The 19914-nt window shown below is 64.0% G+C and carries 17 protein-coding genes; 7 read left to right on the forward strand and 10 right to left on the reverse strand.

Annotated elements, in window-relative coordinates:
• Positions 1-2: 2 nt before the first annotated feature.
• The 5 genes from AC3CBN_RS13390 to AC3CBN_RS13410 are packed head-to-tail and all read right to left on the reverse strand — an operon-like array spanning position 3 to position 5911.
• On the reverse strand, positions 3-1340 hold the full coding sequence (locus AC3CBN_RS13390; RefSeq protein WP_488633506.1) for an acetyl ornithine aminotransferase family protein: 1338 nt from the start codon (positions 1338-1340) through the stop codon (positions 3-5).
• A 25-nt stretch (positions 1341-1365) separates the two neighbouring features.
• Positions 1366-2151, reverse strand: a complete 786-nt coding sequence (locus AC3CBN_RS13395; protein WP_488633507.1) for a CoA-transferase subunit beta — start codon at positions 2149-2151, stop codon at positions 1366-1368.
• Positions 2148-2993: a CoA transferase subunit A gene (locus AC3CBN_RS13400; RefSeq protein WP_488633508.1), complete on the reverse strand. Its 846-nt coding sequence runs from the start codon at positions 2991-2993 to the stop codon at positions 2148-2150. The genes AC3CBN_RS13395 and AC3CBN_RS13400 overlap by 4 nt, the downstream gene beginning before the upstream one ends.
• A gap of 4 nt (positions 2994-2997) precedes the next feature.
• Entirely contained in the window at positions 2998-4581 is a 1584-nt protein-coding gene (locus tag AC3CBN_RS13405; RefSeq protein ID WP_488633509.1) for an aldehyde dehydrogenase family protein, read from the reverse strand.
• 10 nt (positions 4582-4591) lie between these two features.
• Complete coding sequence (locus tag AC3CBN_RS13410; RefSeq protein WP_488633510.1) at positions 4592-5911, reverse strand: aminotransferase family protein; 1320 nt, start codon at positions 5909-5911, stop codon at positions 4592-4594.
• A 105-nt stretch (positions 5912-6016) separates the two neighbouring features.
• Between AC3CBN_RS13410 and AC3CBN_RS13415 the strand changes: the two genes are divergently transcribed.
• The 5 genes from AC3CBN_RS13415 (at position 6017) to AC3CBN_RS13435 (ending at position 14739) form a co-directional block, all read left to right on the forward strand.
• A complete protein-coding gene (locus AC3CBN_RS13415) occupies positions 6017-6835 on the forward strand; it encodes an IclR family transcriptional regulator domain-containing protein (RefSeq protein ID WP_488633511.1) in 819 nt (272 codons plus the stop codon).
• Positions 6828-8030, forward strand: a complete 1203-nt coding sequence (gene pcaF, locus AC3CBN_RS13420; protein ID WP_488633512.1) for a 3-oxoadipyl-CoA thiolase — start codon at positions 6828-6830, stop codon at positions 8028-8030. The genes AC3CBN_RS13415 and pcaF overlap by 8 nt, the downstream gene beginning before the upstream one ends.
• An 8-nt stretch (positions 8031-8038) precedes the next feature.
• Positions 8039-10063 (forward strand): tetratricopeptide repeat-containing sulfotransferase family protein, encoded by a 2025-nt coding sequence (locus tag AC3CBN_RS13425; protein WP_488636732.1) that lies wholly within the window; start codon positions 8039-8041, stop codon positions 10061-10063.
• 340 nt (positions 10064-10403) lie between these two features.
• Positions 10404-12833 (forward strand): TonB-dependent receptor, encoded by a 2430-nt coding sequence (locus AC3CBN_RS13430; RefSeq protein WP_488633513.1) that lies wholly within the window; start codon positions 10404-10406, stop codon positions 12831-12833.
• Positions 12834-13005: 172 nt separating this feature from the next.
• Positions 13006-14739, forward strand: a complete 1734-nt coding sequence (locus tag AC3CBN_RS13435) for an esterase/lipase family protein (RefSeq protein WP_488633514.1) — start codon at positions 13006-13008, stop codon at positions 14737-14739.
• 9 nt (positions 14740-14748) lie between these two features.
• Here the strand turns inward: AC3CBN_RS13435 and AC3CBN_RS13440 are convergent, their stop codons facing one another.
• Both AC3CBN_RS13440 and AC3CBN_RS13445 read right to left on the reverse strand, forming a co-directional pair.
• On the reverse strand, positions 14749-15213 hold the full coding sequence (locus AC3CBN_RS13440; RefSeq protein WP_488633515.1) for a cupin domain-containing protein: 465 nt from the start codon (positions 15211-15213) through the stop codon (positions 14749-14751).
• A gap of 11 nt (positions 15214-15224) precedes the next feature.
• The gene (locus tag AC3CBN_RS13445) at positions 15225-15662 is read right to left on the reverse strand and encodes a carboxymuconolactone decarboxylase family protein (protein WP_488633516.1); all 438 of its coding nucleotides are present in this window, start codon (positions 15660-15662) and stop codon (positions 15225-15227) included.
• 104 nt (positions 15663-15766) lie between these two features.
• Between AC3CBN_RS13445 and pdxR the strand changes: the two genes are divergently transcribed.
• Positions 15767-17203, forward strand: a complete 1437-nt coding sequence (gene pdxR, locus AC3CBN_RS13450) for a MocR-like pyridoxine biosynthesis transcription factor PdxR (RefSeq protein WP_488633517.1) — start codon at positions 15767-15769, stop codon at positions 17201-17203.
• A gap of 245 nt (positions 17204-17448) precedes the next feature.
• Positions 17449-17766 carry a DUF2384 domain-containing protein gene (locus AC3CBN_RS13455; protein WP_488633518.1) on the forward strand — a complete coding sequence of 106 codons (318 nt, stop codon included), beginning with the start codon at positions 17449-17451 and terminating at the stop codon, positions 17764-17766.
• A 24-nt stretch (positions 17767-17790) separates the two neighbouring features.
• Here AC3CBN_RS13455 and AC3CBN_RS13460 read toward each other — a convergent pair whose 3' ends face one another.
• The 3 genes from AC3CBN_RS13460 to AC3CBN_RS13470 are packed head-to-tail and all read right to left on the reverse strand — an operon-like array spanning position 17791 to position 19898.
• Positions 17791-19356: a PepSY-associated TM helix domain-containing protein gene (locus AC3CBN_RS13460; protein ID WP_488633519.1), complete on the reverse strand. Its 1566-nt coding sequence runs from the start codon at positions 19354-19356 to the stop codon at positions 17791-17793.
• A 15-nt stretch (positions 19357-19371) separates the two neighbouring features.
• Entirely contained in the window at positions 19372-19629 is a 258-nt protein-coding gene (locus tag AC3CBN_RS13465) for a hypothetical protein (RefSeq protein ID WP_488633520.1), read from the reverse strand.
• Positions 19626-19898: a hypothetical protein gene (locus tag AC3CBN_RS13470; protein WP_488633521.1), complete on the reverse strand. Its 273-nt coding sequence runs from the start codon at positions 19896-19898 to the stop codon at positions 19626-19628. Before AC3CBN_RS13470 ends, AC3CBN_RS13465 begins: the two co-directional genes overlap by 4 nt.
• Between the last annotated feature and the right edge of the window lie 16 nt (positions 19899-19914).

Consider the following 19914-nt stretch of genomic DNA (forward strand, 5'->3'; position numbering starts at 1 on the left):
CCTCAGCGCCTCGCCAATGCCTGATCGAGACTCGCGCGCAGCAGGACGATGGCCTCATCGATATCGCCAACGCTGACGTTGAGCGGCGGCATGAAGCGCACGGTGCTGGTGCCGCAGGAAAGCAGCAGCAAGCCGTTGTGGAAAGCACGGGTGACCACGGCGTCGCACAGGGCGCGGGCCGGCGTGTGATCGACGTCGCGCTCCACCAGTTCCATGCCAATCATCAGGCCCTTGCCTCGCACCTCGCCGACGCATGAGTACTCGCGTGCAAGCTCATGAAGACGTGCCAGGAAGTAGGTGCCGACCTTGGCGGCGTTGTCGGCCAGGCCGCCGGTGACGAGATCCAGTGTCGCGTTGGCTGCGGCGCAGGCGAGTGGATTGCCGCCGTAGGTGTTGCCGTGCGCGCCGCGCTTCCATTGGGACATCAGCGATTTCTTCGCCACCACCGCACCGATGGGCAAGCCCGAGCCCAGCCCTTTCGCCAGCGTCATGATGTCGGGCGCGACACCCCAGTGCTCGCACGCGAACATCTTGCCGCTGCGCCCCACACCGGACTGCACTTCGTCGAAGATCAGCAGGATGCCGTGTTCGTCGCACAGCGCACGCAACCCAGCGAGGAAACCATCCGGCGGCACGAGATAACCGCCTTCGCCCTGAATCGGCTCGACCAGAATCGCCGCAACCTCGGTGGCAGGCACGCTGCGCTCGAACAGCATGCGGATGTAGTCGAGCACCGCCTTGCCCTGATAGGAGCCGGCGAACAGCGGGCGGTATGGGTTCGGGAACGGTATGTGGGTCACGCCCGGCATGGTCGGCGCGAAGCCGAGCTGCTGTGTGTACTTGCTTGAGGTGAACGACAGCGAGCCCATGGTGCGGCCATGGAAGCCACCGAGAAAGCCAAGAAAGCGTGGCCGGCGCGTGATGTAACGCGCCAGTTTCAGCGCACCTTCCACCGCCTCGGTGCCGGACTGGCACAGAAAGCTCATCGCCGGTTCGCCGGCGAGCGTCTGCATTGGCGCTACGCGCGCGAGCCGCTCGCCAAGACCGGTCATCTGCTCGTGCCAGTAATCGCTGGAAATGTGCAGGAACTGGTCGGCTGCAGCCTTCACTGCGGTAACCACCTGCGGGTGCGCATGACCGGTGGCGCACACGGCGATGCCGGCGGCGAAATCGAGGAAGCGATTGCCATCGACGTCCCACACTTCGGTGCCGCGGCCATGCGACATCACGAACGGATAGTCACGCGGATACGAGGGCGAAATCACTTCCGCATCGCGGGCGATCATGGCCTTGGCTTTCGGGCCGGGCAGGGAGGTTCTGATGTGAATGGGATTGGGCATGGCGGCGGTCTCGGCAATCCTTCGATCAGAGCGGAAGATGGACGGGGCGCGCATGCGCCTCGCGGGTGCGGGCGTTGAGTGCACGTAGAGTGTCGAGTTCGTGCTCGGTCGGTGCGGCGATGGTGTCGATCTCGTCGGCCACGGCGAGCGTCCAGCCAACCGCTGCGCGCGCCTCTTCGACGCTTGCATCGGCGAACAGTGCGACGAGTTGCAGCTCCTCGCTTTGCGGGTGCGGCGCGAGCATGCCGAAGTCGGTGATCACCGCGCGCGGTCCACCGCCGGTGGCGCCGGATCTTGCACGCCCGCCGTATCCATCGAGGTAACCGGCACTGGTGCGGAAGTCGAGTTGTTCGACGAAGCTACGCTTCGAGGCCTTGGCCATCACGAACACCTGCTTCGCATGCTGCGCGATTTCCGGTGCGCCACCGGCACCGGGAAGGCGTGTGGTCGGCGCGTCGTAAGGGCCGATCACGGTGCTGTTTAGGTTGCCGTAGCGGTCGATCTGTGCCGCGCCGAGAAAGCCGATGTCCACGCGACCGGCCTGCAGGTAGTAGCTGAAGATTTCCGGCAACGGCACCACGCAGGCAGCAGTTTCGGCCAACTCGCCGTCGCCTATGGATAGCGGCAAAACGCGCGGGCGGGTGCCGATGGTGCCTGATTCGTAGATCAGCACGATGCCCGGTGCATGCGTGAGTCGCGCAAGATTGCAGGCCGCGCTCGGCAAGCCGATGCCGACGAAGCAAACGCTGCGATCGTGAAGAAGACGTGCCGCGGCAATGGTCATCCACTCATCGCGGGTGCATGTGCTCATGCATGTCCTCGCGGCAGACCGGCGAGAAATGCGCGGTGGTCATGCACGCGAAGCACGTGTTGGTCCATCCAGCTGAGGAAGCCGTCGCGTTCGCGCGCCACCGAGTCCCACTGCTGGTAGAAGGTGTTGTCGCGCGTGTAGTGCCCTTGCGCGTAGGACGGGTACGCGCCGCCAGGACAATGCACCACCACGCTGACGACCCAGTGCGGCAGCACGATGGCATTCATGGCAGGCGGCAGTTCGTCGACGATCTCTTCCACCGTGACGATCAACGTCTGCGCCGCCAGCGCCGCTTCGCGGGTCGCGCCGACGATGCCGTCGATGGCGACGTTACCTTCGCGATCGGCGCGTTGTGCGTGGAGGATAGTGACGTCGGGGTTGATCGCGGGCACGGCGGCCAGCGTTTCACCGGTGAAGGGACAGGTAACGCTGCGGATGTTTGCGTTGCGCTCAGGCAGATCGGTGCCAACGTAGCCGCGCAGCGCGCCGAATGGCAGCCGTGCCGCACCGGCACAGAACGCGGCGGCCATGCCGGCGTGGCTATGCTCGTCCAGTTCCAGCGGGTTGGGCCATTGGTGTTCCACTGCATCGCGCAGCCGGTGCAGAGAACCCACACCAGGATTGCCGCCCCAGGAGAAGGTGAGCTTGCGAGCGCAGCCCATGCCGATCATCTGGTCGTAGACGAGATCAGGCGTCATGCGGATCAGGTGCAGATCGCGCTTGCGCTGGCGGATGATCTCGTGACCGGCGGCAAAAGGAATCAGGTGCGTGAAGCCTTCCAAGGCGACGCTGGCGCCATTGGCAACATAATTTTCGATTGCATCCGCAAGCGACAAGTGCATCGGTTCACTCCACCACGGTGCGCGACTGCTCGCGCAGGTATTGCGCGAGGTAATAAAACGAGGCGATGGCCTTGCCGGTGGAACCCGAACCCTTCCATCCGCCGAACGGCTGGTAGCCCGGCCACGCGCCCGTGGTGGCGCCCTGTGGGCGGTTGGCATAGGTGACGCCCGCTTCGATGTGATCGTGGAACCAGGCCACGTCTTCCTCGCCGCCGTAGAAGCCCGCGGTAAGTCCCATGGACGTGTCGTTGGCCAGGCGCATTGCCTCATCGCGGTCGCGATAGCGATGCAGCATCAGCACCGGCACGAACATTTCCTGTTGCCACAGCGGATGCTCGAGCGGCGCCTCGGCCAGCAACGGCTCCACGTAATAGCCATGCGCCAGCGACGGATCGCCGTGGGTACCTGCGCCGAGCTGGGTGCCACCGTGGATGACGTTGGCGCCGCCGGCACGCAATGCCTCGGCATAGCGAAAGTAGTTGTCATAGGCCGCCGCGTTGACCACCGGGCCCAGCCAGTGCTCGCGGCGGCGAGGATCGCCGATGCGGATCGCGGCGATCTGCGCCTGCAGCCGCTCGATCAGTGCATCGGCCACACTTTCGTGCACATACAGTCGCGACAGTGCCGAACACTTTTGTCCGGTCATGCCGTAGGCGGAACGCGCGATGCCAGCAGCAGCGCGATCGAGGTCAGCCCGTGCGGTAACGATGCACGGATTCTTGCCGCCCATTTCAGCGATGCACGGACGCGGGTACGTGCCGCTCACCATGTGCTGCATGAGCTGCCGCCCGACCGGCACCGAGCCGGTAAAGGTGATGCCCGCGGTGTGCGGATGCCGCACCAGCGTCTCGCCAATATCTCGCCCGGCACCGGAAAGGTAATTGAATACACCGGGCGGCAGGCCTGCATCGCGAATGCAGTCGGCCAGCAGGCGACCTGCCCATGGCGTATCGCTCGCACCCTTGAGCACCACTGTGTTGCCAGTGACCAGGGCGGCAGCGGCCGGGCCGCCTGCCAACGCCAGCGGGAAGTTGAACGGCGCGATCACTACCCAGGTGCCGTAGGGACGCATCGCGCTGGCGTTGTGCGAGGCCATGCCTTCGATGGGGTCGTCTGGCAATTTGCGCGCGTAGCCGGCATGGCTTTCGAAATCGCCGGCGTAGTGATGGAAGAAGTCGACGGTCTCCTGCGCTTCGCCGAGCGCCTCCATGCGGTTCTTGCCCACTTCGAGGGTCAGTGCCGCAGCAATGTCGTAGACCCGCTTCTCCATCAACTCGCCGGCCCGGCGCACCAGTCGGGCGCGCTCGGCCACCGGCGTCGCGCGCCATGCAGGGAAGGCCGCATGCGCGGCAGTCATCGCATCTTCGGCGTCGGCAGTAGTAGCCAGCGCGAATTCGCCCAACCGCAGGTTGCTGTCGAAGGGCGCGCGTCGGTCGGCGTATTGCGCGGTATCGCGGTCGGCACCATTGATGAACAGCGGATGGCGCGAACCCAATGTAGCCTCGACGCGTGCCATGGCCTCCTCGAAGCGCTCATGCATCGCCTCCGGCGGGTTGTACATGGTGGCGTAGGTGAGGCGAAAGCTCATCGACGAGTCCTCAAGAATGGGCGGGAAAAAAGCGTGCAAAAAGACGATCGAGCAGAGCAAGTGCATCGGCCAGCGCGTGCTCATCGATGACCAGCGGTGGTGCCAGCAGGATCAGGTTGCCGCGGCTGGCGAACGACACGCCTTCAGCCATGGCCGCATCGATCAATGCGTTAAGTGCAGGTGGCGTGTGCGGCCACGGTGCCAACGGTTCGCGCGTGATGCGGTCAGCAACCAGTTCGATCACCGCAAACAGGCCGTGACCGCCGCGCACGTCGCCAATCACTTCATGGCGCGACTGTATGGCCTGTAGTTCCTTGAACATTCGCGCGCCGAGCGTGTGCGAGCGAGCGATCAGGTTTTCGTCTTCATAGGCGCGAAGTGCGGCGAGGCCGGCTGCGCATGCCAATGGATGGCCGCAATAAGTGAGGCCGGTGTAGAGCATCTCGTGTTGCAACCGTGCAGCGACATCGGCCGATAGCACGACGGCACCGAGCGGCAGGTGAGCACCGGTCAGGCCTTTCGCCAGCGTCATCAGATCCGGCTTCCCGATATCGCCGTAGCGTTGCCAGGCAAACCATTCGCCGCAGCGGCCGAAGCCACTCATCACTTCGTCCGCAATCAGGTAGACGCCGCGTGAGCGGGTGGTCTGGCGCAGGTTTGGCCAATAGTTGTCCGGCGCCACGATGCCATTGGTGCCGGCATTGGGTTCCATCATCACGGCTGCAATGGCGCCTGCGCCATGGTGATCGATCGTCTCTGCTATCGCCCCTACCGCGCGTTCGCCACAGATCGATGGGTCATGGCTGCCGAATGCGCCCTGATAGGCGTAGGGCGGCGGCACATGCAGCACGCCGAATGCTTCCGGATCGACCTGGGCGCGCGTGCGTGCATCGCCAGACAGCGCCATGCACGCATAACTTGCGCCGTGATAGGAGCGGTCGCGCGTGATGATCTGGCCGCGTGGCTTTCCGCTGGCCTGGCGTGCGAACTTCACCGCGTTCTCGTTGGCGTCCGCGCCGGCGAGTGTGAAAAACACCCGCCCGCCTTCGAAGCCTGCTTTTTCCAGCAGGGCTTCGGCCAGCGCAGCTCGCGGCTCGGCACCCCATGCCGAGGTAACAAAGCACAGTTGTTCGGCCTGACGACGGATCGCCTCGACCACGGCAGGATGCTGATGGCCGAGGTTGCTGCATTCGGCCAGGCTGCTCATGTCCAGGATGCGGCGGCCGTCGGCCAGTTCCAGATGCGCACCACGACCGCCGACCACGGTCGGCGCTCGCCATTCCGACTGCACAGACCAGCTGTGCAGCACGCTGTCGCCTTCGTTTGCCAAGCCTCTCCCCCCGGATGCAGCTTGTTCGATTATCGAACAGAAATTCGTATTGCGAACTTATTGGAATCCTTCTACGCTCGATCTGTCAATGGACATTCGTGGCGTATGGAATCGAAAACCTTCGAGGACAGTGCGGACTACGTGCAGTCGCTGGCTCGCGGCCTTCAGGTGCTGCGCGCTTTCGATCGTGAACAGCCAAGTCCCAGCCTTTCGCAGGTCGCCGGACGCATCGGCCTGTCCCGCGCGGTGGCGCGTCGCCTGCTGCTGACCTTGCAGCATCTGGGCTATGTCGGCAGCCAGGGGCGCAGCTTCTATCTCACTCCGCGCGTGCTGGAGCTTGGCTACAGCTATCTCACGTCGCTGGACCTGACCGAATTGGCGCAGCAAAGCATGGCGCTGCTTGCCGAGCGTGTCGGCGAGTCGTGTTCGATGGCGGTGCTGGACGACCACGATATTGTCTACGTGTTGCGCGTGCCGGTGCGTCGTGTGATGAGTGTGGCGCTGGGAGTGGGGGCGCGCTTGCCGGCCTTTGCCACCTCGATGGGGCGCGTGGTGCTGGCGGGGCTGCCGGATGCCGAAATCGCGACGTGGCTGCGGGACCAGAAATTCCGTGCGCTGACGCCGTATACCATTCGCACCGCCACGGCGCTGAAGGCGGAACTCAAGCGCGTTCGCGAACAGGGTTATGCGATGGTGTCGCGCGAGCTGGAGGTTGGGCTGTTTGCTATCGCCGTGCCGATCCGCACGGCTGACGGTACCGCCATTGCCGCATTGAACGTGGGCATGCCCCATAGCGAGGACGCCGCTGCCCGCGCGGTCAAACTGATCTTGCCCGCACTGCGGGACGCGCAACGCTCGATCGAGCACGCGATCCAGCATGGCGGCTGGCAACCGCATATGGCATTGAAGAGCGTCTATGGCTGACGCCTATCTCGTCGACGCTACGCGCACACCCTTTGGCCGCCATGGCGGTGCACTGGCCTGCGTACGCGCCGACGATCTGGCGGCACTGCCTATTTCTGCGTTGATGAAGCGCCACCCGACGCTGGACTGGGCGGCACTGGACGAAGTGATCCTCGGTTGCGCCAACCAGTCGGGCGAGGACAACCGCAACGTGGCGCGCATGGCGTCGCTGTTGTCGGGTTTGCCGGCATCGGTTCCAGCCATCACCGTCAACCGCTTGTGTGCCTCCGGCCTGGAAGCCATTGGACAGGCGGCGCGTTCCATTGCCTGCGGTGAAGCCGATCTCGTCATGGCCGGTGGCGTGGAGAGCATGTCGCGCGCGCCTTTTGTGATGGCCAAGGCCAGTGGCCCGTATGCGCGTGACCAGAAACTTGAGGACACCACGCTGGGCTGGCGTCTGGTCAATCCGCGGATGCAGGACACCTACGGCATCGATTCAATGACGCAGACCGCCGATAACCTGGCGCGCGAGCATGGCATCGACCGCGCCGATCAGGATGCTTACGCACTACGCAGTCAGCAGCGTGCGGCGCATGCGCAACGACAAGGCTGGCTGGCTGAGGAAATCAGCACAGTCGATGCACCGCAAGGCAAGCGCACGGTCGCCATCGATATGGACGAACACCTGCGTCCTGATACCACCGCCGAACAACTTGCCGCACTCAAGCCGTTGCTCGGTGCAGACTCCAGCATTACCGCAGGCAACGCGTCGGGCCTCAACGATGGCGCCGCCGCAGTGCTATTGGCATCGGAAGCGGCGGTGCGCAAGCACGGGCTGCGACCCATGGCACGAGTCACCGCCATGGCTTCGGCGGGCGTGGCGCCACGCGTGATGGGCATCGGTCCCGTGCCGGCGATCCACAAGCTGCTCGCGCGTACTGGCCTGACGCTGTCCGACTTCGATCGCATCGAAATCAACGAAGCATTTGCGGCGCAGGTGCTGGCCTGCAGCCGCGCGCTTGGCCTGCCGGACGATGCCGATCATCTCAATGCCAACGGCGGTGCGATCGCACTCGGGCACCCACTTGGCGCCAGTGGCGCGCGGTTGGCGATAACGGCGGCATTGGCGATGCGTCGCCACAAACAACGCCGTGCACTGGTCAGCCTCTGCGTTGGTGTCGGCCAGGGGCTTGCCCTGGCTCTGGAGCAACCATGAACCAAGCCATGACCGACACGAGCGCCACCGGCACGCTGGAACAGGCGCTGTCGCACACGGCCCGCCTGCTGGAACGCGATCCGGCGCTGGCTGCCGAGCAGGCGGCCGAGATCCTCAAGGTAGTTGGCGATCATCCGGCAGCGTTGCGACTGCTTGCCGCCGCCAAGGTCGCGCAGGGAGAGATGCGCGGCGCGATCGCCATTCTCGAGCCGCTGGCGCGAACGCAGCCGAACTGGGCGCTTGCCCATCTCGACCTAGGCATGGCGCTTGGCGGCAGTGGACACGGTCAGGAAGCGATCGCCGCGCTACGCAGGGCGGTAGCGTTGAAGCCCGACCTTCCGCAGGCATGGCGCGCACTGGGCGACCACCTGACGGCCGCAGGCGAGCAGGATGCCGCCGATGCGGCCTATGCCGAGCACGTGCGCCATTCCACGCGCGACCCGCGACTGCTCGCTGCCGCCACCGCACTGGTCGAGAACCGCATTCCGGAAGCCGAGGCGCTGCTGCGCGAACACCTTCGGCAGGCGCCGACCGATGTCGCCGCGATTCGCATGTTTGCCGAAGTCGCCATGCGGCTTGGTCGCAACGAGGACGCATTGAGTCTGCTTGCGCGTTGCCTGGAGCTGGCGCCCGGTTTTGATGCCGCACGCCAGAACTATGCGCTGGCACTGCACCGTAGCAACCAGCCGGAGCAGGCGCTGGCCGAGATCGAACGACTGCTTGCGGCGGCGCCGGATCATCCCGGCTATCGCAATCTCAAGGCCGTGGTGCTGTGCCGGATTGGTGACTACGAGCCGGCCATTGGTCTCTATGCCGATTTGCTGGAGCAATACCCGAACAACCCCAAGGTGTGGATGAGCTATGGGCACGCGCTGAAGACTGCCGGTCGTGTCGAGCGCGCCATTGCCGCCTATCGTCGCAGCCTCGCACTTGAACCGTCGTTCGGCGAGGTGTGGTGGAGCCTGGCCAACCTCAAAACCTTTCGCTTCGACACCGACGATCTCGCGGCCATGCGCGGGCAGTTGTTGCGCACGGATCTTGTCGAAGACGATCGGCTGCATCTTGAGTTTGCGATCGGCAAGGCACTGGAGGATGCGGGCGAGTACGAGCCTTCGTTTTCCCACTACGCGCAGGGCAATGCGGTCCGCCGTGCGCAGCTTCACTACAGCGCCGACGAAACCAGTGCGCGCGTGCGCCATATTCGCGAACGCTACACGAATGAATTCTTCGCTGAGCGCCAAGGCGCGGGCTGTGAGGCGCCAGATCCCATTTTTATCGTGGGCCTGCCGCGCTCAGGCTCCACGCTGATCGAGCAGATCCTGTCCAGCCACAGTCAGGTGGAAGGCACGATGGAGCTGCCCGAGGTGACCTCAATCACCCGACTGCTTCGCGAGCAGGGTGATGCCGCCAGCACGATGCCTTACCACGACGCGCTGGCATCGCTCGATGGCGATGCGCTGCGTGAGCTGGGCGAGCGCTATCTTGCGCACACTCGCGTGCACCGAAAAACTTCGGCACCGCTGTTCATCGACAAGATGCCGAACAACTTCATGCATATCGGCCTCATCCGCCTGATGCTGCCGAACGCGAAAATCATCGACGCGCGACGTCATCCTCTTGCGTGTTGTTTCTCCGGCTTCAAGCAGCACTTCGCGCGCGGCCAGAGCTTCAGCTACAGCCTGGACGACCTTGGGCGTTACTACCGCGACTACGTTGCTTTGATGGCGCATTTCGATGCGGTGCTGCCGGGGCGCATCCATCGCGTCATCTACGAACACATGGTCGAGGACACCGAAGGAGAGGTTCGGCGTCTGCTCGACTATTGCGGCCTGCCGTTCGAAGAGGCGTGCCTGCGCTTCTTCGAGAACGCGCGGCCGGTGCGCACGGCCAGTTCCGAACAGGTGCGTCGGCCGATCTACCGGGAGGGGGTGGATCACTGGCGGCACTATGCGCCTTGGCTGGCGCCGCTGGAGCAGTCGTTGGGGGCGGTGCTCGGGAGTTATCCCGCGGCACCGGTAGGGGAGGCGGGTTAGGGATGCTCTGACCCATTCAACGGGGGTGTCACCGGTTCTATCGGCCCGCAGCTGCGGGTCGACAGAGCCGGCCCTTCGGGTGATGTCCAGAAGGCCCGCAGGCCGCGGTGCGCGGCTTGCCCAGGCAGCCAGCCTGCGCGGCGCCACGCTCCGCAGCCTGCGGGCCTTCTGAACATCATGCCGCTCCCGTTGAATGGGTCAGAGCATCCCGACAACCGCCATCGTTCGTCGTCACCATGGGGAGGGGTAGTCGATGCAGAGGGTCAGGCCCAAGCGGCCAATAAATAGAGAGCGATTGGGGCTAGTCAGAGTGCCGCTGGCCGCGGCGATTTGTCTGGCCATGGCACCGCAGGCTTTCGCCCAGGACGCCGGACAGAGTCCGGCGCCGAATGCGACACCAGCCAAGAAGGCCACGACACTGGAGGCGGTGACGGTCACCGCGCAAAAGCGCGAAGAAAATTTGCAGAAGGTGCCGATCAGCATCAGCGTGCTGGGTCAGGACAGGCTTGAAGAACTTCACGTCAAGAATTTCGACGATTACGTGAAGTACCTGCCTAGCATCTCCTACCAGACGTTCGGGCCCGGCTTCGCGCTGATCTACATGCGTGGCGTTGCCAGTGGCGGCGACGGCAACCACTCGGGCTCGCTGCCGAGCGTGGGCGTATATCTGGATGAAGAGCCGGTCACCACGATCCAGGGCCCGCTCGATATCCACATGTACGACATTGCGCGCGTCGAGGCGCTGGCCGGTCCGCAAGGCACGCTGTATGGCGCCAGCGCAGAAGCGGGTGCGTTGCGCATCATCACCAACAAGCCGGATCCCAGCGGTTTTGCCGCCAATTACAGTGTCGGTATCGACTCCGTCAGTAATGGCGGCGTTGGCTACACCGCCGAAGGCATGATCAATATTCCCATGTCCAGCAGTGCGGCCATTCGCCTGGTCGGTTGGCACGAACATGACGCCGGTTACATCGACAACGTGGTCGGCTCGCGTACGTATCCGACGTCCGGCATCACGGTCAGCAACGCGAAGGACTGCACGCCTACGCCGGGTCTGGAGTGCACCGGTCGCGCCAAGAAGGACTACAACGATGTCGACACCAATGGCGCGCGTGCGGCACTGAAGCTCGACCTCAATGACGATTGGTCGATCAGCCCGACGCTGATGGGGCAGCAGACGGTCGCCCACGGCGTATCCTTTTCCGACCCGCAAGTCGGTAGTCTCGCGATCACCCATTTCTATCCGGAATACACCAACGACCGCTGGATCCAGGCGGCGCTGACTGTGCAGGGAAAGATTGGCAATTTCGATCTGACCTATGCCTACGCACACCTCAAGCGCAACCAGGAAGAGGACAGTGACTACAGCGACTACTCGTTCTGGTACGACACCCTGGCCGGCTACGGCGCGTACATCTATGACAACAGCGGCAACCTGATCAACCCGTCGCAGTTCATTCAGGGCAAGGACCGCTACACGATGGACAGCCACGAGCTGCGCATCGCTTCGCCCAAGGAAGATCGACTGCGCGTGGTGGGTGGCCTGTTCTGGCAGAAGCAAGTGCACGACATCGAACAGCGCTACATGATCAACGGACTGGCCGACGTGCTTTCCGTGACGGGTTGGCCCAACACGTTGTGGCTCACCGAGCAGCGCCGCATCGACCAGGACAAGGCCGTGTTCGGCGAGCTGTCTTACGACTTCATTCCCGAAACACTCACCGGCACCATTGGTGGACGCTATTTCCGTACCGACAACAGCCTGGGCGGCTTCTACGGGTTCAGCGCGGGGTATTCACCCAGCTCCACCTACGGTGAGGCGGGCTGTATCTCGCCCGATCCGTATCGCGGCGCGCCGTGCATGGACTTCGCCAAGGACACCAGGGAATCCGGTTCGCTCGGCAAGGCCAACCTGACCTGGCAGATCACGCCAAGCAAGATGATTTACGGCACCTGGTCGGAAGGTTTCCGCCCTGGCGGCATCAATCGCCGTGGCAGCTTGCCGCCGTACAAGTCCGACTATCTCACCAACTACGAACTCGGCTGGAAGACCACCTGGTTCGAGAACCGCTTGTCGTTCAACGGTGCGGTGTTCCGCGAGAAGTGGAAGGACTTCCAGTTCAGCATTCTCGGCGCCAATGGTCTCACCGAGATCAAGAACGCCGGCCAGGCGCAGATCGATGGCTTTGAGTCGGAATTGAACTGGGCGGCTACGTACAACCTTCAGATCGGCATGGGCTTTGCGCTGTACAACGCCAAGCTGACGGAAAACTACTGCGGCTTTACCGATCCCAACGGAACGCCCATTACCAACTGCCCGGCAGGCACGGTCAATCCGCTTACCGGCGACACCGTTACTGGGCCGCAGGCACCCAAGGGCACGCAGCTACCGGTCACGCCGCGCTTCAAGGGCAACCTCAGTGCGCGCTACGCCTGGGACATCGGCGACAAGGAAGCCTTCCTGCAGGCGGCCTTGGTGCATGTGGGCAACCGCACGTCCGATCTGCGCTTGTACGAACGGAGCCTGCTGGGCGATCTCCCCGCGTACACCACCATGGATCTCTCGGCGGGCATCAAGAAGCACGGGTTCGCGCTGGACGTCTACGTCAACAATGTGTTCGACAAGCGTGGGCAGCTCTATCGCTTCACCGAGTGCGCCGAGGCGGTTTGCGCCGCGCACGGTGTGGTGCCGGCCTATCCCAACGGGCAGGTCTATACCGTCATGACCCCGCCGCGGACCTTTGGCATTCGTTTCACGCAGGACTTCTAGTCAGGTTTGCCATCTGGCAGTCACATGAGCCCCGGTGCGAGCCGGGGCTTTTTTTGCCGGCAGCAGGATGCAACCGTCATGCGAATGGCGTAATTTGCATCACGACGCTTCATGGGCTGCGGTGCCCGTCGTGGCCCGCTCGATTTGGACTTCTGCCGGAAAAGAGGGGCTCATGCGCCGTTTCCGAATGGATGGCCATCGATACCGGCATCTCCGCCTCCCTAAATTTGCGGCCGAGTGGCTGTTCATTGCGCGTAGTCCCAGTGGCGTGATGAGAGCGTTGGCGCTGCTCAGCCTTGCAGGTGGTTTGTGTCTGGCTACCTCGTGCACGACACCGGTGCGCCCGGGCGCCGAAACGGCGACGACTTCTGTTGATGCGCTCGCCCAGGCCCGGCACCTTTCGAAGGATGCAGAACACGAGCCGCGTGCCGAACGTGCTGCGCGCTACTGGCTGCGCTGCGCGGCGGGTGCATACCAGGCCGCGGACACGGGCGACGATGCCACGTGGCGCGAGGCGCAGGCCCTCGCCAATCACTGCACCGGCAAGCTGCTGGACTTTCTGCTGGCGCATGAGCCGCCCCGATGGGCGCCTCGCGCGGTGGACGTCGCGGGCATGCAGCTCAACGTGGTCATGAGTGGCATGTCGACCAGCCTGGTCGGCTCATTCGCGCTGACACGTGCAAGCGCGATAAGCATTCCTTCGGTGATGGAGACGCGCTTCGCAACGGATGGTTTTGGCATTGCTCTGGTGGCGGTGCAGCCACGTTGCACTGACCGCCCCATTTGCAAGTTGTATCCGCCAGAAGGCGTCGCGCGGCCGGTCACCGCCTGGGTCGATAGGGGAGTAGATGGCGAGCCGCGACTGATGATGACCGATCCGCTGGCACATCCGACGGTGGTCATCGGTGATCGAAGTGTGCCGCTTTCAGTGGACGTGACGGCGTCCTTTGCAGCGCTTTTCGAGAAGTCGCGACTCAACCGTATGGCGGTCTGGAGTTTGGTGGGCGGCAAGCAGATCGGGATTCGGCAGGGCCTCTACCTGCTGGAGGACTATGACCCCAACAAGACGCCGATCATCATGCTGCACGGTCTCGGCGGCAGTCCGCTGGTATGGGCGAAGCTGACCAACCGGATCTTCGGTTCGCCCGATCTTCGCGCGCGCTACCAGGTGTGGCATATCGTGTATCAGACCAATGCGCCGCTGCTGACCAATCGCCTTCGCGTGCAGCGATTCCTCGATTACGGTTGGAACGTACTCGATCCGGACGACAGCGCACCCGCACATCGCGGCATGGTGCTGATCGGGCACAGCATGGGTGGCGTCGTCTCGCGCCTGCTTACATCCGATAGTGGAGAGGTAGCGTGGCGGGCCGTGTTCGACGAACCGCTCGCGGTGCTGAAAGGAGCGCCCGACGATATGGCATTGGTCGACAGCATTTTCCATTTCAAAGCGTATCCGGGCGTATCGAGGGCCATTTTTCTGGCCTCGCCGCATCTGGGCAGCCCGGTGGCAGATCATTTTATCGGCCGGCTTGCGCAACGGCTCGTGAAACCACACTCACCTGAGCTGGACGCGTTTCTGCGCGTCATTGATGCGAACCGGGAGCACGTCTCCGGCGCATTGCAGGCGGACTATCGCGCAGATGGCCTCAGCAGCATCAGCACGCTGCGCGGCGCGCAACCCGTAAGCCACGCCTTGCAATCGCTGATGCCTGTGGCTGGCGTCCGCTACTACACCATCGCCGGATCGTTGCCCGGTGAAAATCCGCCGGGCGACGGCGCGGTGCCGCTCAGCAGCGCCATGCTGGCGGGCGCCCAGTCCACCACCATTGTCAGGTCGGGACACCGGCTGTACCGAAACGATGAAGCGCTCGCGAAGGTGCTGGAGATACTTCGCGAGCCTTGAGGCATCAAGTCATCTTGATGTCATTTCCGGCAACGCGGGTTTCTGGCTTGCTGCTTCCGGCAGCGGCAGCTTGATGGGGTCCTTGTCGCCGACGATGGCCCATACCAGCAATATTGCTGGTTGCGTGGTGCTTGCATTGCGGGTGACCAGATGGTGCACGCGCGGTGCCTCATACCAGCTTTCACCTTGCCGATAGGTCTTTGGCGTTTGGCCTTCCAGTTGCGATGTCACGCTGCCTTGCAGTACGTAAGCGAAGATCGAGCCTGGGTGTAGATGCGGTGCCGCGCTTTGTCCGGGCGCCAGTGTCACCGTGGCGATGATGACATTCTTGCCGGGCGCATCGATCACAGGCTGTTTCATCAGCGGCTGCACGGTTTCTTCGCCGCCCGCGTGCGCATGCAGCGTTCCGGCAAAGCTCAGTGCAAGCGAGCAAGTCAGCAGGGCAGCGGCGAGGCGTGAAGGTCTGTTGTTCATGCCGCTCGTCCTCAGGCAGGGAGTTTACGGAAGGCAATCGCGAAGCGATTCCAGCCGTTGATGGCGACCACGAGCAAGGTGAGGTCGGTCAGCTCTTCGGGCGTGAAGTGCGGCTGCACGGCTTCCCATATGGTGTCTGGCACATGGTTGTCGGCAATCAGGGTGAGCGATTCGGTCCATTCCAATGCGGCACGTTCGCGGTCGGTGAAGAACGGTGTTTCGCGCCACACGCTGAGCGTGGCCAGCCGGCGCTCGTTCTCTCCGGCCTTGCGGGCGTCGGACGAGTGCTGGTCCACGCAGTAGGCGCAGCCGTTGATCTGCGAAGCACGCAGGCGTACCAGTTCGACCAGGGATTTCTCCAGGCCGCTTTTGCCGATGCGCTGCTCCAGCCCGACCATCGCCTTGATGGCTTCGGGGCTTGCCTTGTAGAAGTCGAGACGCTGGCTCATGTCTTGGTTCTCCGGGTTGGGACTGTTGGGAAAGTGGAATCAGGTTAGACTTCACATTGGCCTGCTTGAATATCCATTTTTAAGAGATTTGAGGTAGCCACTGGATGGACATCCAATTGACCATCGCGGGGCGCCGCGACCTTTCCGGCCAGATCTACCAGCAACTGCGTGCGGCCATCGTGGAGGGACGCCTTTCACCCGGGGAAAGACTCCCTTCCACGCGCGACCTGGCGCAGCAGCTGGGCGTATCGCGTAAAACCACGCTCGACGTGTTCGAGCGCCTGATCGCCGAAGGTTTTCTGGCCAGCCGGACGGGTGATGGCACCTTCGTCGCCGAAGGACTGGTGTCCATGCCGCCCCGCGCTCGCGCGCGGGGCGCGGTCGCACCCCGGGCGGCCAAGGTGTGGCAGCGCGTGCCGGAAGCACTATCGATGCCCAAGCCGGGCGAGCGCCTGGAGTACGACTACCTGGGCGGCGTCACCGACAAGGCACTTTTCCATGCCGACGCATGGCGCAAGTGCGTGGCGCATGCGCTGCGCGCGCAGGCCCGTGGCCGCGGTATCTATCGTGATCCCGCCGGTGAGCAGGAACTGCGCCTGGCGATCGCGCGCTATGTCGGCTTCAGTCGTGGCGCTGCCTGCAACTGGCAGGACGTCATCGTTACCCAGGGAGCGCAGCAGGCCATCGATCTTGCCGCGCGGGTGATGGTCGAGCGTGGCGACACGGTGGCCGTCGAGGAACCCGGCTATCCGCCGGCGCGCTCCAGCCTGCTTGCACTAGGAGCGCGCGTGGTGCCGGTTCGCGTGGACGAAGAGGGGCTGCGGGTGGACGAGCTGCCGGATCGCGCCAGGCTGGTCTATGCCACCCCATCGCACCAGTTTCCACTGGGCATGCCGATGAGCCTTGAGCGGCGGATCGCCCTGCTGGAGTGGGCATCCCGGCGCGGCGCGCTGATCGTGGAAGACGACTATGACGGCGAGTTCCGCTTCGAAGGGCGTCCGGTGGAATCGCTCAAGAGCCTGGATCGCAGCGGCGTGGTGGCCTACGTCGGCACGTTCTCCAAGACCATCTTCCCGGAGCTGCGTACCGGCTACGTGGTGCCGCCGGCGACACTTGCCGCCGACTTCCTCAAGGCCCGGCAGATCAACGACTGGCACGGCTGCAGCCTGACCCAGACCGCACTGGGCCGCTTCATGCTGGACGGCGAATTCGGCCGGCACGTTCGGCGCGTGCAGAAGCATTACGCGGAACGCCGCGAGGCTCTGCTGACCCATCTGCGCGGGCCCTTGTCGCCCTGGCTCGAACCGATTGCCCCGGTGGCCGGCATCCATCTGGTGGCGTTCCTGCGCAAGGGACTGCCGGAAACCGAACTGATTGCGCGCGCCCGCGCCGCATCCCTTGGGCTTTACGGCATTGCGGTGTTCTACGCCGGCCGCCGCGCCAGGCAAGGGTTGCTGTTCGGCTATGGCGACATGTCGGTGGACGCCATCCACGGATCCATGTCGCGGTTGCGCGCGTTGCTGGCGACGTTGGCCCCTTGAATTGCCGGTTGCCGACGCCTTGGATGTCCTCCGAAAGTCATAGTCGATATCTCTCAGGAATTCACGCGGATTCAGCATTTGCTTGAGCATGATCGAGCCGCACGGACCCTGTTGCACGGATCCGGCAGGTCGAGTGGTCGAGAGGCCCACGGAAGGGCGATAGCAGTCCTGCGTGGCCCTGACCCCTAGGGGAGGACACCTGGGACGACGTGAGCTGACGGCGTGGGGGAAAAGGGAGTGAACGTATGCGCAAGATGACGATCAGGTTTCAGGACGTCGCCACCGAGCTTGACCAGATCAATGCCCAGCGGGATGACGTGATGGAGCGCGCCTTCAACATGCTCGAACAGCGACATGCCACGCTCGCGGCGATGCTGGTGCAGAGTCTGGGGGATCGCCAGCGTGCCGTCCGGTGGATGTGCCGTCACCAGAACGCGTTCGATGGACGCACAGCTTACGAACTGCTGGTCGATGGCGAGCAAGACACGGTGTGGGACGAGGTTGCCCTGATGGGCGACGCCCCGGCCGTGGCGCGGCTCAATTCGGTACGGATGGCCTACTGATCGATCAAGCAGTCGCGCGCACTGTCAGCGTTGCGTTGTCGCCTGCAGTGACCACACGCTGTTGGTATCGCCGTTGCGTGCGCGTCGTGCGGTAGCGCGCGCGAAGCACGCAAAGACGATGCCGAGCACGATGCCGGTGAGATCCACGCCAAGCACGCTCCACGTCAGCGGCGACCACGTTCGGGTCATGCTTGCAGCGTTGCCGATCAGGTCCACCAAGGCGACCACCATGGTGAGTACCGATGTGGCGACAAGCAGTTCCACTGTGGCTCGCGCGATCGGTCGCACGCACGCATACGCGCAGGCAGCGAGAAACAGGCCATAGCAGGCGACGCGCTGCGGAAGGCCTGCATCGACGCCCATGCGCACTGCGATCCACGTGGCCGCGAATGCACCCGAAATACCCAGGCACGTACCGATGCACACGCCGATAGTTGCGCGCGCCATCACTTGCGTGCGACGCGGCTGGTCGAGATGGCGGCGCTTGCGGCGCGACTCGATCCACAACAGGTTGCCCGAATAGAACAGGAATGCGCCCGCCAGGCCGAGGATGAAGTAAAGCCATTGCACGGTGCGGCCACCGAAACTGCCAAAATGCAGGCCAAACAGCGAGGCGTAACTGATGCCGTTGAGGCTGTAGCTGTCGCCGACATAGGTGGCCAGCACGCTGCCGTCGTGCGCGGAAAGCGCGACCGTGCCGTAAGTGCCCAGTGTGTGTTGCGAGAGTCCGCGCACCTCGGCCACGGCGTTGCGGTCGCCGTAGTGCACGAAGTGCAGGTAGTCCGGTTCGAAGCTGGTAACGCCCTTGGCCAATGCCTCGGCCCGGGCGCGTTGGAAAAGTGCGTCGACAGAAAGCATGCTGGCCGACGTGCCGCTGGCAGTCACAGCCGGCGTGGTCTGGGTGGCTTTGGCGAAGGCATCGAACAGCTTGCCATCGAAAGCGACGGTGTTGAGTGCGGCAAGGGTGATCGTGAACAGGCAGAACAGCGCTCCCGTCACCGCGAAAATCACATGGAACGGCAGGCTAAGCACACCGATGGCGTTGTGCGCGTCCTGCCATAGCCGCTTGAGGTTGCGCCCCACGCGCATGGCGAAAAAATCGCTCAACAGCTGCGGCAGGTGGATCAGGACGCCCGACACCAAGGCCAGTCCATACAGCACGCTCACGATGCCCATCAGGTACAGGCCGATCACTGGCAAGCCCAGCGAATCGTGCAAGGCGTAGACGTAATCGGCCAGCTCGTTCTCCGCCGCTTCCGCGCGCGGTGCGTCCATCTGGCTGGCGGTGGCGAAGCGAGTGTCGGCCTTGTCCTGCCAGTAAGCGTAGGCGGCGTGCGAGCTGTCGATGGGCAGCACGATGCCGAAGTCCTCATGAGCGGACGGGTGGCTGGCGAGCAGTCGCCCGATCAGAGCATCAACCGGCACATCGGCATCGGCAGCGCTGCGCCAGGGCGGGTTCTGCCAGGCGGCGATGTCGTCATGGAACACCGTCAGCGCACCCGCATAGAACGCCACGAACAGGGCGAAGCCGGCGATCAGTCCGGTCCAGGTGTGCACCGTCTGGTAAGCGCGGGTGGTGGCGGCTTTCATCGTGACATCCTTGTTTCAGGAACCCGCCAGACGTCCCGCCCACAGGGCGAGGAACGTCACTGCGTTGGCGACGCCGAGCACCAGCCACGCGCGCGGCCCGCTGCGAAACAGGTAGGCGCCGGCCATGACGGCGGTCCACAGTGGAAAGAACAGAATGAGCGCGGGAACGATCAGTGCTTCACCGTGGTTGGGCAACCACTGCAGCGACAGTGCGAGCAGTGCGGCGGCGAGCGGGAAGCCCAGCAAGGTGCCGGCCAGACAGCGGGCGATCATGGCTTGGCAGCTTCTGCGGTGGTCGCGCGCCACCAGGCGAGATAGGGCAGGGTCACCCACGTGAGCATCACCGCACTCAGCGCAGCGGTGATGCCTGCACCGATACCGGCAACGAGCAGCCAGCCGACCGTGCCAGCCAGCGTCAGTAGCCAGCCGGTGAGACGCGCCGACAACGGCAGCGGCGCCGTGCGCAGGCGCTGCTGCGCGCTTGCGAGGTAGACCAGGGCCGCTCCTGCCAGGGTCAGCAGCAGCGCACAGAAGGTGATCACGTGAACGGGTTCCTTG

Source organism: Dyella sp. OK584 (assembly GCF_057787755.1).

Coding starts and splice junctions, on each gene's coding strand:
- AC3CBN_RS13390 (WP_488633506.1), bottom strand. CDS start 1,340: ATGCCCAATCCCATTCACATCAGAACCTCCCTGCCCGGCCCGAAAGCC.
- AC3CBN_RS13395 (WP_488633507.1), bottom strand. CDS start 2,151: ATGAGCACATGCACCCGCGATGAGTGGATGACCATTGCCGCGGCACGT.
- AC3CBN_RS13400 (WP_488633508.1), bottom strand. CDS start 2,993: ATGCACTTGTCGCTTGCGGATGCAATCGAAAATTATGTTGCCAATGGC.
- AC3CBN_RS13405 (WP_488633509.1), bottom strand. CDS start 4,581: ATGAGCTTTCGCCTCACCTACGCCACCATGTACAACCCGCCGGAGGCG.
- AC3CBN_RS13415 (WP_488633511.1), top strand. CDS start 6,017: ATGGAATCGAAAACCTTCGAGGACAGTGCGGACTACGTGCAGTCGCTG.
- pcaF (WP_488633512.1), top strand. CDS start 6,828: ATGGCTGACGCCTATCTCGTCGACGCTACGCGCACACCCTTTGGCCGC.
- AC3CBN_RS13425 (WP_488636732.1), top strand. CDS start 8,039: ATGACCGACACGAGCGCCACCGGCACGCTGGAACAGGCGCTGTCGCAC.
- AC3CBN_RS13430 (WP_488633513.1), top strand. CDS start 10,404: ATGGCACCGCAGGCTTTCGCCCAGGACGCCGGACAGAGTCCGGCGCCG.
- AC3CBN_RS13435 (WP_488633514.1), top strand. CDS start 13,006: ATGCGCCGTTTCCGAATGGATGGCCATCGATACCGGCATCTCCGCCTC.
- AC3CBN_RS13440 (WP_488633515.1), bottom strand. CDS start 15,213: ATGAACAACAGACCTTCACGCCTCGCCGCTGCCCTGCTGACTTGCTCG.
- AC3CBN_RS13445 (WP_488633516.1), bottom strand. CDS start 15,662: ATGAGCCAGCGTCTCGACTTCTACAAGGCAAGCCCCGAAGCCATCAAG.
- pdxR (WP_488633517.1), top strand. CDS start 15,767: ATGGACATCCAATTGACCATCGCGGGGCGCCGCGACCTTTCCGGCCAG.
- AC3CBN_RS13455 (WP_488633518.1), top strand. CDS start 17,449: ATGCGCAAGATGACGATCAGGTTTCAGGACGTCGCCACCGAGCTTGAC.
- AC3CBN_RS13460 (WP_488633519.1), bottom strand. CDS start 19,356: ATGAAAGCCGCCACCACCCGCGCTTACCAGACGGTGCACACCTGGACC.
- AC3CBN_RS13465 (WP_488633520.1), bottom strand. CDS start 19,629: ATGATCGCCCGCTGTCTGGCCGGCACCTTGCTGGGCTTCCCGCTCGCC.